Annotated in this window: 11 protein-coding genes; 8 read left to right on the top strand and 3 right to left on the bottom strand. The window is 61.0% G+C overall.

Features of this window, described 5'->3' with window-relative positions; all coding sequences use genetic code 11:
- Positions 1–160 precede the first annotated feature (160 nt).
- Positions 161–1,078, bottom strand: a complete 918-nt coding sequence (locus B3Q33_RS06305; protein ID WP_272980386.1) for a homoserine kinase — start codon at positions 1,076–1,078, stop codon at positions 161–163.
- A gap of 117 nt (positions 1,079–1,195) precedes the next feature.
- On the opposite strand from B3Q33_RS06305, the gene B3Q33_RS06300 reads away from it, so the two are divergent.
- Together B3Q33_RS06300 and B3Q33_RS06295 are read left to right on the top strand one after the other, a co-directional pair.
- Complete coding sequence (locus B3Q33_RS06300; RefSeq protein ID WP_272961952.1) at positions 1,196–1,804, top strand: outer membrane beta-barrel protein; 609 nt, start codon at positions 1,196–1,198, stop codon at positions 1,802–1,804.
- Positions 1,805–1,867: 63 nt separating this feature from the next.
- On the top strand, positions 1,868–2,896 hold the full coding sequence (locus B3Q33_RS06295) for an alpha/beta hydrolase (RefSeq protein WP_272961951.1): 1,029 nt from the start codon (positions 1,868–1,870) through the stop codon (positions 2,894–2,896).
- Positions 2,897–3,033: 137 nt separating this feature from the next.
- On the opposite strand, the gene B3Q33_RS06290 is transcribed toward B3Q33_RS06295, so the two are convergent.
- The gene (locus tag B3Q33_RS06290) at positions 3,034–3,801 is read right to left on the bottom strand and encodes an ATP-binding protein (RefSeq protein WP_272961950.1); all 768 of its coding nucleotides are present in this window, start codon (positions 3,799–3,801) and stop codon (positions 3,034–3,036) included.
- A gap of 256 nt (positions 3,802–4,057) precedes the next feature.
- On the opposite strand from B3Q33_RS06290, the gene B3Q33_RS06285 reads away from it, so the two are divergent.
- The 4 genes from B3Q33_RS06285 to B3Q33_RS06270 all read left to right on the top strand — a co-directional run bounded on the left by B3Q33_RS06285 (position 4,058) and on the right by B3Q33_RS06270 (position 8,145).
- Entirely contained in the window at positions 4,058–4,345 is a 288-nt protein-coding gene (locus tag B3Q33_RS06285) for a hypothetical protein (RefSeq protein WP_272961949.1), read from the top strand.
- Positions 4,346–4,360: 15 nt separating this feature from the next.
- Positions 4,361–5,719 carry a DUF2868 domain-containing protein gene (locus B3Q33_RS06280; RefSeq protein WP_272961948.1) on the top strand — a complete coding sequence of 453 codons (1,359 nt, stop codon included), beginning with the start codon at positions 4,361–4,363 and terminating at the stop codon, positions 5,717–5,719.
- On the top strand, positions 5,716–7,152 hold the full coding sequence (locus B3Q33_RS06275; RefSeq protein ID WP_035245899.1) for a GTPase/DUF3482 domain-containing protein: 1,437 nt from the start codon (positions 5,716–5,718) through the stop codon (positions 7,150–7,152). Before B3Q33_RS06280 ends, B3Q33_RS06275 begins: the two co-directional genes overlap by 4 nt.
- A 267-nt stretch (positions 7,153–7,419) precedes the next feature.
- Positions 7,420–8,145: a DUF1963 domain-containing protein gene (locus B3Q33_RS06270; protein ID WP_035245901.1), complete on the top strand. Its 726-nt coding sequence runs from the start codon at positions 7,420–7,422 to the stop codon at positions 8,143–8,145.
- A gap of 132 nt (positions 8,146–8,277) precedes the next feature.
- Here B3Q33_RS06270 and B3Q33_RS06265 read toward each other — a convergent pair whose 3' ends face one another.
- Positions 8,278–9,189: a helix-turn-helix domain-containing protein gene (locus tag B3Q33_RS06265; RefSeq protein WP_035245902.1), complete on the bottom strand. Its 912-nt coding sequence runs from the start codon at positions 9,187–9,189 to the stop codon at positions 8,278–8,280.
- 104 nt (positions 9,190–9,293) lie between these two features.
- Here B3Q33_RS06265 and B3Q33_RS06260 point away from each other — a divergent pair, with 104 nt between their 5' ends.
- Complete coding sequence (locus B3Q33_RS06260) at positions 9,294–10,793, top strand: CoA-acylating methylmalonate-semialdehyde dehydrogenase (protein ID WP_035245904.1); 1,500 nt, start codon at positions 9,294–9,296, stop codon at positions 10,791–10,793.
- A 213-nt stretch (positions 10,794–11,006) separates the two neighbouring features.
- Positions 11,007–12,158, top strand: a complete 1,152-nt coding sequence (locus tag B3Q33_RS06255; RefSeq protein WP_035245905.1) for an acyl-CoA dehydrogenase family protein — start codon at positions 11,007–11,009, stop codon at positions 12,156–12,158.
- The last annotated feature ends 100 nt before the right edge of the window (positions 12,159–12,258 follow it).

Below are 12,258 nucleotides of genomic sequence, written 5' to 3'. Positions count from 1 at the left end.
GAGCTACGAGCTACGAGCTACGAAAAAACCGCACCCTCCGGGCGCGGTTTTTTCGTGTTTTATAGAGAACATCAGCGCGGAGTGAACAAGCAAATCGTTACCAAGACGCTTTCTTCGCGTCGCAGCTAGAAGCTAGAGGCTCGTAGCTTACGGCTTCCCCCTACCCCGCCAACGCCCCATTCCGCCACTGAAAAATCCGCGCAAACTCTTCCGGGTCCTTGCTGCCTTGCCCCTCGCTATACTCGGACACCGGCCCTGCCAGCCGCGACAGCCAGAAGCGCAGTGCAGCCACCGCCAGCGCCTCCAGTAACAGGCTGTCGTCCAGCTGACCGCCGTGTTCGCGATAGCCTTCCAGCAACGCCTGTTCCCGTGCCGCCACCGGTTTACCGTTGCTGTCCACGCACCAGTCGTTAAGGGTCACCGCCAGATCGTATTCCGGGTAATCCAGGCAGGCGTTGTAGAAGTCCAGCAGGGCGCTGATGCGACCCTGTTGCCACAGCAGGTTGTCGCGGAACAGGTCGCCGTGGATCAGGGTGGTGCCGGCGGGTCGTGCCTGCCAGTCGCTCAATAGCGCCCTGGCCCCCTCGCGGTGATCGTACGGCAGCTGGTTCAGCTGGGTGGCCAGCGTCTCCAGCCGCCGACGTTCATCGGGCAGCGCCAGCAGAGCGCCGGTATCACAGCGGTGCAGTCGGGCCAGCAGCGCGCCCACCTGCCGGCAGCGGTCCAGATCCACGGCGAAATCGTGCTCGCCGGGCAGGCGCGGCATCAGCACCGCCGGCTTGCCGGCGACAGTGATCTGGTCCTGGCCGTGATGATCCGTCAGTGGTGCGGGCACCGGCAGACCCTGTTCCGCCAGGTGGCCCAGCAACACCAGATAGGGGGCGAGTGCATCGTGGTCCAGGGTTTCGAAGATCGTCAGCACCAGTGGCGCAGGCTGCTGGTGGCGATCTTGGGCCTCAATTAGAAAGGTGCTGTTTTCGATGCCGTGGCTGGCCGCCCGGAAATCCAGCAGCCGATAGCCGTAACTATCCAGAACCAGGGCAAGCTGACTGTGACTGAGCGGCGTATAAACGGACATGGGTTTCCTTCTCTGCAAAAAGGCCGCAGATGACCGGACTCTGCGGGCGAGCAATGGTATAACACGCCATGAAATAATGACGACGCATCTCCAACAATAACAAAAGGAAGACTTGTCATGCGTTACGGGATTCTGTTTCTCGGCCTACTGTTTTCTGCTGCCAGCCAGGCGGATGGGGTGGCGCACTATCAGGACCAGCGTTTCGGCTATGTGGCCGGCAACCTGATGAACATCACCCTGGATTACGACAGCCGCGAGCTGACCCCCACCGGGGTGGGTGTGCGTCTGGGCGGCATGATCGACCCGCACTGGGGGGTGGAATTGCGCGCCGCGGTGGCGCCGTCCGGTGATACCTGGCGGGCAGAGAACAGCCGCAACAAGGTGGATTACACCGTAGATCACATCGGCGCTTTGCTGGCCACTGGCCGGCTGCCCTTCCAGTCACCGGTTACCCTGCCCGTGGTGGATGCCTATGTGGACGAGTTTTTCGTGCAGGGCTTTGCCGGCATTGCCGATGTGAAGGTGAAAACCAGTCGGCGCCGTTGCAACGCGATACGCTGCTGGAATGATGTCACGCGCAATGATGACACCAGCCTGGCCTTTGGCGCCGGTGTCGGCGTGCGCACCAGTTTCAATCTGGGGCTGACGCTTCAGTACATGCAGTACGTGGACAAGGATTACATCACCGTGACCGGCATCGAAGGCGGTCTGGAGTGGTATTTTTAGTAACGCTTTATGCCGCACGCTACATGCAACACGGGCAGGCGGCAGGTACAGAGAGGAAAACCAATGAATCCTGCAGTATTCGAGCGTGGCGCGGTGCGTGCCCTGATGAGCCTGCCCGGTGCGGTGCTGGACAAGTTGTCCGCCGGCCTGGAAACCCACAGTCGCTCCCATCTGGATTCCCGCCTGCGCTTCCTGCTGGCGCTCAGCGGCGCCAAGCCGACGCTGGACAGCGGCACCGTAGAGCAGGCCCGCCGACTGTACCGTGATGTCATCAACCTGCTGGATGTGGCGCCAGTGCCCCTGCCGGTGGTGGTGGATCATCAGGTGCCGCTGGATGATGGCAGCCAGATGCGGGTGCGGCGTTATCGTCCGGCCCTGGCGCCGCGGGTGGCCCCGGCAATCCTGTTTTTCCATGGCGGTGGTTTCACCGTGGGCGGGGTGGATGAGTACGATCGCCTGTGCCGCTACATTGCCGACCGTACCAATGCCGTGGTGTTGAGTGTGGATTACCGGTTGTCCCCGGAGCATCCGTCTCCAGCGGCGGCCGATGACTGCCTGGCCGCCTGGCGCTGGCTGCTCGATAACACCGCTGCCATGGGGCTGGACCCGCAGCGGCTGGCGGTGATGGGCGATAGTGCGGGCGGCAATCTCAGCGCCGTGGTCTGCCAGCAGGCCAAACAAGCCGGCCTGGCGCTGCCTGCCCTGCAAGTGCTGATCTACCCGACCACCGACGGCGCCCTCAAGCATCCGTCGGTGCAGACCCTGGGCCAGGGCTTCGGGCTGGATCTGGCGTTGCTGACCTGGTTCCGCAGCCAGTTCATTCAGGATCAGGCACTGATCGAAGACTACCGCGTTTCGCCCCTGCGCAACCCGGACCTGGCCGGCCTGCCGTCGACTATCCTGATCACTGCCACCGACCCGCTGCGCGACGAAGGGTTGGAATACGGCGAAAAACTGCGGGCGGTGGGGGTGGATGTCACCTCACTGGATTACCCGCAACTGGTCCACGGTTTCCTCACCATGGGCGGCGTTATCCCCGCAGCCCGCAAAGCGGTGAATGCGATCTGCGATGCTACCGTTCAAAGTTTGTAGTTGGGCTATGGCGCGCCGGTGCATAAAAACCTTTTCCACCACAGAGGGCACAGAGTTCACAGAGTAAAAACCTGTTATCTCGGTGTCCTCTGTGTCCTCTGTGTCCTCTGTGTCCTCTGTGGTAAAAATCCGATTTTCTACAGTTCACCAGAGAACTGATTATAAAACTGCCGCGCCGTACGCCCGGAGCGCACACCCTTTTCCATGGAAAAACGGCGCGCGCGAACGTGCAATTTCGCTCTGTCTTTTACCGGGCCAAACAGATGGTCAACGATCTCGAAATACTGTGGTTCGCTGATCGGGTAGAAGCTCAGCGCCAGCCCGAAGCGATCGGACAGGGAAATCTTTTCCTCCACCACATCACCGTGATGAATCTCCCGGCCCACCACCTGGCTCTGCTCATTGTCCTTCATGTATTCCGGCACTAGATGACGGCGGTTGCTGGTGGCGTACAGGCGCACATTTTCCGGCGGCAATTCCAGGGAGCCCTCCAGCACGCTTTTCAGATGCTTGTACTGGTTTTCCCCGTCCTCGAATGACAGGTCATCGCAGTAGACGATAAAGCGCTGACTACGTTCACGGATATCATCGACGATGTCCGGCAGGTCCTGCAGGTCGTCCTTGTCCACCTCGATCACCCTCAGTCCGCGCGGCGAGTACTCGTTCAGCAATGCCTTGACGATGGATGACTTGCCGGTGCCCCGGCTGCCCCACAGCAGCACATGGTTACAGGGTTCGCCGCGCAGAAACCGCTCCGTGTTCTGCAGGATTTTTGCTTTCTGGGTATCGATACCGAGCAGGTCATCCAGCCGCACCGGGTCCGGCCGGCTCACCGGCCGCAGGGTGCAGGAGCGGCCACGCCAGATAGCGGCGGGAATGTTTCGCCAGTCGATGTTGGACGCCATGGAAGCCTCGTGAGAAAAAGTGGGAAAGCAATGACGCCGCCAGGAAAATAACGATGCCTGACAAACCGGTCTTTCGTTGGAGCCTTGCTTGCAAGGCGAAGAGGCGGCTGTTCTGAAAGGATTCGCCTTGCAAGCAAGGCTCCAACGGTGAAAGTCTAACAAAAGTTTTTCCTCTGGAGCATGCGTGGCCGCTGAACTTTCACTATGCTTGAATCTCCAATGCATGGTCCTCGACGACTATTTCAGGAGATCGTCAATGAAAGCTGTTGCCCTGGTTGTGCCCGCCTTTGCCTTGCTGGCCACCGCCTGCGCCACCCAGTACGACACGGACTACCCGGCCGGGCTGCCGGAAGGCACCACCACTTGCCCGGATGATCCGCCTCAAGCCTGCACGATGGATTACCGCCCTGCCTTCGGCTACGACGAGCAAGGTGGCATTCTCGGCGAATACGGTAACGCCTGCGGTGCCTGCGCCACCGACGGGGTGAATTACACCTCGCCCAAACAGCTTCCGCAACCGGCCGCAGCCGCGGACGACAAATAACCTCGAGGTCGCCCCTTGCCCAAGGCCCTGACCCTGCTGCTGGATTTTGACGACCAGTACCGTCGCGATGTGCAACAGAGCCACGCCTTTCTGCAACGCCGCGACCGTCGCTTTGCCCAGCAGCAGGAAGAACACAAACAGCCGATCACCGTGCCCGCCTGGCTGGCAGCGCTGCATGCCCTGAACGGCCAGCGCCGTGAATCCGGTGCCGACCCGCGCCTGCGCCACTGGCGCCAGGCCCGCTGGGTGTTTGCCGGCCTGGGCGCGCTGCTGGGGGTGGGCTTCATGCTGGGACTGTTGTGGTATGACGGCAGCCGTCAGATCAACCTGACCCTGCTGATCGGGCTGGTGGCCCTGCAACTGTTGCTGGCCCTGTTCACCAGCCTGCAGGCCTGGCTGGGCTGGCAGCCCTGGGGCAGCCTGCTGGGGCCGCGCCAGGGCGACGACCCGCTGGCGGCCCTGCGCCCGGCCCTCTGTGCCCGTATCGCCCACACCGGTGGCCTGCTGTTTGCCATCAGCGGCCTGCTTACCCTGCTGGCCCTGGTGGTGGTGCAGGATCTGGCCTTCGGCTGGAGCACCACCCTGCAGACCTCCGCCGACGGCTATCACCAGATGGTGGCAGCCCTGGCCCAGCCCTGGCAGAGCCTGTGGCCGGCAGCGGTACCCTCCGCGGAGCTGGTGAACGCCTCCCAATTCTACCGGCTTGCGGACACCCCGGCGGACAATCCGGCCTTGCTCGGCACCTGGTGGCCCTTTGTGCTGATGCTTTGGCTGGTCTATGTGCTGCTGCCCCGGCTGCTCCTGCTGATGCTGGCGGCCCTCCAGCTGCGCTGGCAGGCGGGCCTGGCCCTGCGCGCCCATCCGGGCTGGCAGGGGCTGTTCTATCGCTTCGAGACGCCCTGGGTGGAAACCCGTGGCCAGGAAGACAGCCAGCCCGCCCCGGCGGCGGCGCAAACCGTGCTGTCGCCCCTGCCGGACAGCGCCACCCTGATCCACTGGGCCGGTGCTGCCATGGAGGCTTCCGCGCTGTTACCTCGACTCAGCCGCGATCCAGCGCCGCTACAGCGCCGTGCCGGGGGCAACAATTCCCTGGACGAGGATGCCCAGGTGCTGGAACAGACCGGCGCCCGCAACCAGCCGGTGATATTGATCACCCGGGGTTGGGAGCCGCCCACCGGTGAACTCAGCGATTTTATTCTCGATGCCCGCGATCACTGGCCCGCCGCCACCCTGCTGGCGCTGGTGCCACTGGCGGACGAACAGGGTGCTGCACTCACCGATGCCGGCCTGCTGGCCCAGTGGCAACGCTTTGTGGACCGTCAGGGTGACAGCCAGCTGCTGTTGTGCGCCCCCCGGGAACAGGAACAACCATGAACGAAACGGCCCAACAACAGCCCCGCTTTGCCGTAGTCGGCCACCCCAACAAGGGCAAGTCCAGTGTAGTGGCCACCCTGGCCCAGAACGACTCCATTGCCATCGCCATGGAGCCGGGCACCACCCGTGACAGCCACCGCTACCCCATGAAAGTGGACGACGTCACCCTCTACGAGCTTATCGACACCCCCGGCTTCCAGCGCCCGCGCAAGGTGCTGGCCTGGTTGCAGGGCCACAGCCTGTCCGCCTCCGACCGCCCGGACACCGTGGCGGCCTTCGTCACCCAGCATGCGGATGATCCGCGCTATCACGACGAATGCGAGCTGCTGCGTCCTATCGTGGAAGGCGCCGGCATCATTTACGTGGTCGATGGCTCAGTGCCCTATAACCGCGAACACGAAGCGGAAATGAATATCCTGCGCTGGACCGGCCGGCCCAGCCTTGCGCTGATCAACCAGATCGGCAGCGACGACCACAGTGCCGACTGGGAGGCAGCCCTGGGCCAGTACTTCCAGATCGTGCGCCGCTTCGATGCGGTCCACGCCCCCTTTGAAAAGCACCTGGATCTGCTGCGCAGCTTCGGGCAACTGGCCCCGGACTGGCGCGAACCGCTGGATGCGGCCCTGGAATACCTTCAGGCCCTCAAATTCGGCCGCGACAGCCAGGCCCTGGAACACATCGCCGATGCCCTGATCGACATGCTCGGCCATCAGGAAAGCGCCCGTCTGGGCGAGCACGAAGCCGCCAAGCCATTGTTGCCCAAGCTGCGCCAACGCTGGCAGAACTGGCAGCGCGAGCGGGAGCAACGCCTGCGCCGGGGGGTGGAAGATCTCTACCAGCATCGTCGCCTGCAACGACAGGAAAGCGACCTGCTGACCCCGGACGATGGCGACCTGTTCAGCGAACGCACCCGCCAGCTCTGGGGAATCAGCAAGACCCAGCTGGCCGCCGCCGGTTTCGGCGCCGGTGCGGTGGGTGGTGCCGGGCTGGATGCGGTGGTTCTGGGGGCTTCCCTGGGCACCGGCGCGCTGGTCGGCGGCCTGCTCGGCGCTGCCGGCAGCTACTACTACGGCGACAAACTCACCCGCCTGAAACTGGGGCCGCTCAGCGGCGGCTTCCGCGAAGCGGTCTACGGCCCCCTGAAAGACCCCCAGTTCGCCTACGTGGTACTGGGTCGTGCCCTGGTGCACAGCTACGAAGTGAGCCAGCGCAACCACGCCGGCCGCGACGTGCTGGCAGTCAACGACGCCGGCGAACACTGGCTGGAGCACATGGACCGCAAGGACCGCCAACGCCTGCACAAGACCCTGCAATCCCTGGCCAACCGCAAATTCGAACCCGGCAAACGCCAACGCCTGATCGAACAACTGGAACAGGCGCAACAGGCGTTTGGGCGGTGGCAGATGGAGCAGTTTGAGGCAATTGATAATTGAGAATGGATAATTGATAGTTCGCGATTGAACAGCAGGAATGTTCTTCAAAGCACAGAGGCCGCGCCCATACTGGGATCGCGGCCTCATAGCTTTGGAGAACAGATAACGTATCTCGCGCGTTATCAATTATCCATTCTCAATTATCAACTGCCTCTATTTGCATTCCGCTCAGTCAGCAAAATGGCCCTGGTGGCAGATTTGTGAAGGGTGTTAATTGCCCTGACACGAGAGTCTGGGCAAGCTGAAACGACCGAACGAGGACGTTTCATGTTGCCCGAAGAAATCAAACTCAAGCTTGCTCCCCTGTCCCGGTCCGCCTGGCGGCCCCGGGTGGGGCCTGCTGTGCCAGGAGCGCGCTCCAAGTTTGGTGGTCTGCCTCTGCTCAGGCCGGATGAATCCTGGCCCTGTTGCGGGCATTGTCATCAGCCCATGCAGTTGTTCGTGCAACTGGATTCCGGTGATCTGCCGGCGGACGCCGGGCAGCCTTTCGGGGATGGTGTGCTGCAGGTGTTTTACTGCACCAACATGGAAGAGGAATGCGAGGTACTCGGCCAGGCCCATTTGCCTTTCTCCGAGGCTTCAATGACACGGGTGATTCCCCGCGACCAGACCCACGGTTTCGATGCCCTGCCGGTGACCATTCCCGATGCCTTTCCCGAGCAGTCCCTGACCGGCTGGAGTCGCCACAACGATTTCCCCGATCAGCAGGAAACCGTGGCCATCAACGATGATCTTCCCGATGGCACCCTCGCCCTGCTCCATGCCCACCGCCCTGCCCCGCGGGCTGGCGACAAACTGCTGGGCTGGCCGCACTGGGTGCAACATGTGGACTACCCGGCCTGTCCGTGTTGCCAGAAAAAAATGAATTTTGTCATGCAGCTGGACTCCACTGACACCCTGCCCTTCTGGTTCGGTGATTACGGTTGCGCCTATGTTTTCCAGTGTGAAAACCATGCCGATATCATGACGATGACCTGGTCAAGCCGCGCCTAATTTAAAAAATAAATTAAAAATAAAATCTCTACCCTTTTCCATCTATTGTTGGAGCCTTGCTTGCAAGGCGAATGCCCTGCTGGCCTGATTCGCCTTGCAAGCAAGGCTCCAACGGACAGACTGAGGAGGTGGTCAATGCCCACGCTCACGGCGATATCTCTGCGGCGAAACCCCCATCACTTTTTTAAATAATCTTGAAAAATAATAGGGGTCGTCATAGCCAAGCCAGGCGGCAATCTGTGCCACGGTGTCGTCACTGATATCCAGCAGATAGCAGGCATGGCTGACCTTGATACGTTGGAACGCCTGCATCGGTGTTTGCCCGGTCTGGCGTTTGTATTCGCGAATAAAGTGGTAGCGCGACAGCGCACTGGTGGCGGCCACCAGTTCGTCCAGATTGAGCCGGCGGGTGAGGGCGGTTTGCAGGTAGCTGTTGACCCGGTTGATATCCAGAGACGCGTGGCGGGTGGTGTGCTGACGGCGCATCAGCGCTGCGAAGGCCAGCAGGCTGCGCAACAGGTTGGCGGCGTAGACCAGGTGCTCCGGCTGCACCCGGGTGGCGGCAGCCAGTAGGGCCTGAAATTCCTCCGCCAACCGCGAATGCACCCCCACCGTCACCCGGTAACGCTCGGGACTGTCTCCGGCAATTTCGTCAAAATAACGCGGCGCCTCATCGCCACCCAGGTGCACCCAATAAATACTCCAGGGGTCGCTGTCATCGGCCTGGTAGTGATGCGCAAGGCCAGCTGGCAGCAGCAACAGATCGCCGGCGGTGACCGGTAATGTCTGGCCATTAACTTGCAATTGGCCTTGGCCAGCAACGCAGTAAATCAACAGATCATCTGCCGGCTTTGCCCGCAGCATGCGGTGTCCGCCGGCATGGGGGTAGTAGCCGACGCCATGGGGCAGGCAGCCGCGACAGAGGGGATGTGCGGTCATGGTGGCCAGCACCGCCGGCGGAATCACGGTGCGCTGGCCGGTGTCGGGCAGGGGCCAACGGGAGGTTTCCGCCGGGTGCTGACCGGTTGTCGTCGAAAGGCTCATAAACCGCAATATAATCCATCTTGGCTCAAAAGTGGCTATCTCTATCGCTCAATCCCTGTGCTACAAAGGGACCCATACCGACAATACTTGCGTGGAGAGCTGTCATGACCCGTCGTCTGCCCCTGCTGATCAATGGCGAATTCGTCGCCAGCCAGACCGACCAATGGATTCCTGTGACCAACCCGGCCACCCAGGAAATCCTGTGTGAAGCCCCGGCGGCCACCGACGACGAAATGGAGCAGGCCATTGCGGCGGGTAAGGCGGCGTTCCAGACCTGGAAGGAAGTGCCGGTCTCCGAGCGTGCCCGGTTGATGCTGCGCTATCAGGCGCTGTTGAAAGAGCATCACGACGAGATTGCTGAAATTCTTAGCCAGGAAACCGGCAAAACCTTCGAGGATGCCAAAGGGGACGTGTGGCGCGGTATCGAAGTGGCCGAGCAGGCCGCCAACATCGCCTCGCTGATGATGGGCGAAACTGTGGAGAACGTAGCGCGCAGTATCGACACCCATTCCTGGACCCAACCGCTGGGCGTGTGCGCCGGCATTACCCCGTTCAACTTCCCGGCCATGATTCCCCTGTGGATGTTCCCGCTGGCCATCGCCGCCGGAAACACCTTTGTGCTCAAGCCTTCCGAGCAAGACCCGATGACCCCTAACCGTCTGGCGGAACTGTTCCAGGAAGCCGGTGCGGCGCCGGGCCTGTTGCAGGTGGTGCATGGCGGCAAGGAACAGGTAGATACCCTGCTCACGCATCCGGACATCAAGGCCGTCTCGTTTGTGGGCTCGGTGCCGGTGGGTCAGCACGTGTACCGCACGGCCACCGACAACATGAAGCGCGCGCAGTGTTTTGCCGGTGCCAAGAACCACATGGTGATCATGCCTGATGCCAACAAGGATCAGGTGGTCAGCAGCCTGGTGGGTTCCTCCTGCGGGGCGGCGGGGCAGCGTTGCATGGCCATCAGCGTCGCAGTGTTCGTGGGCGATTCCAAAGCCTGGATCGATGAGCTGGCCAGCCAGTTTGCACAGATTCGCCCCGGTGCCTGGAACGACCCGGAGGCGGCCTATGGCCCACAGATCAGCCCGGCGGCAAAACAGCGGGTGCTGAAAATGATCGAGCAGGGCAAGCAGGAAGGCGCCACCTGTCTGCTGGATGGCTCCGATTGCACCGTGGAAGGCCTGCCGGACGGCAACTGGGTCGGGCCGACCCTGTTTACCGATGTGACCGCCAACATGGCGATTTATCAGGAAGAAATTTTCGGTCCGGTATTGTGCTGCGTGTGCGTGGATTCGCTGGAAGAAGCGCTGGCATTGGTCAACAACAGCCCCTATGGCAACGGCACCTCCATCTTTACCGCCAGCGGTGCCGCCGCGCGGAAATATCAGCACGAAGTGGAAGTGGGGCAGGTGGGTATCAATGTGCCGATTCCGGTGCCGCTGCCGTTCTTCAGTTTCACCGGCTGGAAAGGTTCGTTCTACGGTGACCAGCACGCGTACGGCAAACAGGGCGTGCGTTTCTATACGGAAACCAAAACCGTCACCAGCCGTTGGTTCGATTCGGATATCCCGGTTGCCGCTGGGCCGAACATGAGCATTAATTTGAAATAAATTTTCACCACAGAGGGCACTGAGGTACAGAGGGTTTTTGGATTCATGTTTCTTCAGGCGTAGAAGATAACGGTAAACATTTCCGATTTTCTGAAAGCTATAAAGAAAACATGAAATTATTTTTCTCGGTGAACTCTGTGCCCTCTGTGGAAAAAATACTGTAGGAGCCATGCTCGCATGGCGAAGAAATCACGATAAAGGTGACAAAGCGTCGTGGACTTTTCTTTCACAGAAGAACAAATCGCTTTCCGCGAAACGGCTAGACAGTTTTCTGAAAAAGCACTGGCGCCGTTTGCCGCAGAATGGGATGCCAAAAGCCTCTTCCCCAAAGACGCCATTCGTGAAGCCGGCGCGTTGGGGTTCTGTTCCCTGTACTGCGATGAAGAGCACGGGGGCATGGGATTGAGCCGGCTGGATGCGGCGTTGATCTTTGAACAACTCTCCCAGGGTTGCACCTCTACCACCGCCTTCATCACCATCCACAATATGGCCACCTGGATGCTCACCCGTTTCGGCAACGATGCGATACGGGCACGCTGGGCCGCCGACCTGATGAGTGGGGAAAAACTGGCGTCCTACTGCCTCACCGAACCGGGCACCGGTTCCGATGCGGCTTCGTTAAGCACCACCGCGAAAAAAGACGGTGATGACTATGTGCTGAACGGCGCCAAGGCGTTTATCTCCGGGGCTGGTGATACTGACGTGCTGGTCTTGATGGCGCGCACCGGTGGGCCCGGCGCCGGCGGCATTTCCTGCTTTGCGGTGCCGGCGGATGCTCCCGGCGTCAGCTATGGTCGCAACGAAGCCAAGATGGGCTGGAAGAGCCAGCCCACCCGGGCGGTGATTCTGGAAGACGCACGCATTCCGGGCGACTGCCTGATCGGTGAAGAAGGGCAGGGCTTTCGTATCGCCATGGCCGGTCTGGATGGCGGGCGTATCAATATCGCCAGCTGCTCTCTGGGCGCCGCCCAGGCGGCCCTGCGCCAGGCCCAGCAATACGTGCAGGAACGCAAACAATTCGGCCAGGCCATTGGTGATTTCCAGACCGTACAATTCACCCTGGCGGACATGGCCACAGAACTGGTGGCAGCCCAACAGATGGTGCGCCTGGCGGCCTGGAAACTGGATCAGAATCACAGCGACAAAAGCATGCTGTGTGCCATGGCAAAACGACTGGCAACGGATCTGTGTTTCAACGTCTGCAACCAGGCACTGCAACTGCATGGCGGCTATGGCTATATCAGTGAGTACCCGCTGGAGCGTTACGTGCGTGATGCGCGGGTCCACCAGATTCTGGAAGGGACCAACGAAATCATGCGCGTGATTATCGCGCGCAATGTGCTGAAAGATTTATCGTTTTTATAAGAAATGAAACACCGTAGGAGCGGCGCTTGAGCCGCGAACATACTTGCGAAAGCCGTGCCAGTTGCATTCGCGGCTCGAGCGCCGCTCCTACATCTCCAAC

Source organism: Alcanivorax sp. UBA3183, assembly GCF_002364155.1.
Taxonomy (GTDB): Bacteria; Pseudomonadota; Gammaproteobacteria; order Pseudomonadales; family Alcanivoracaceae; genus Alcanivorax; species Alcanivorax jadensis.
This window is presented reverse-complemented; position numbering and strand designations above follow the sequence as displayed.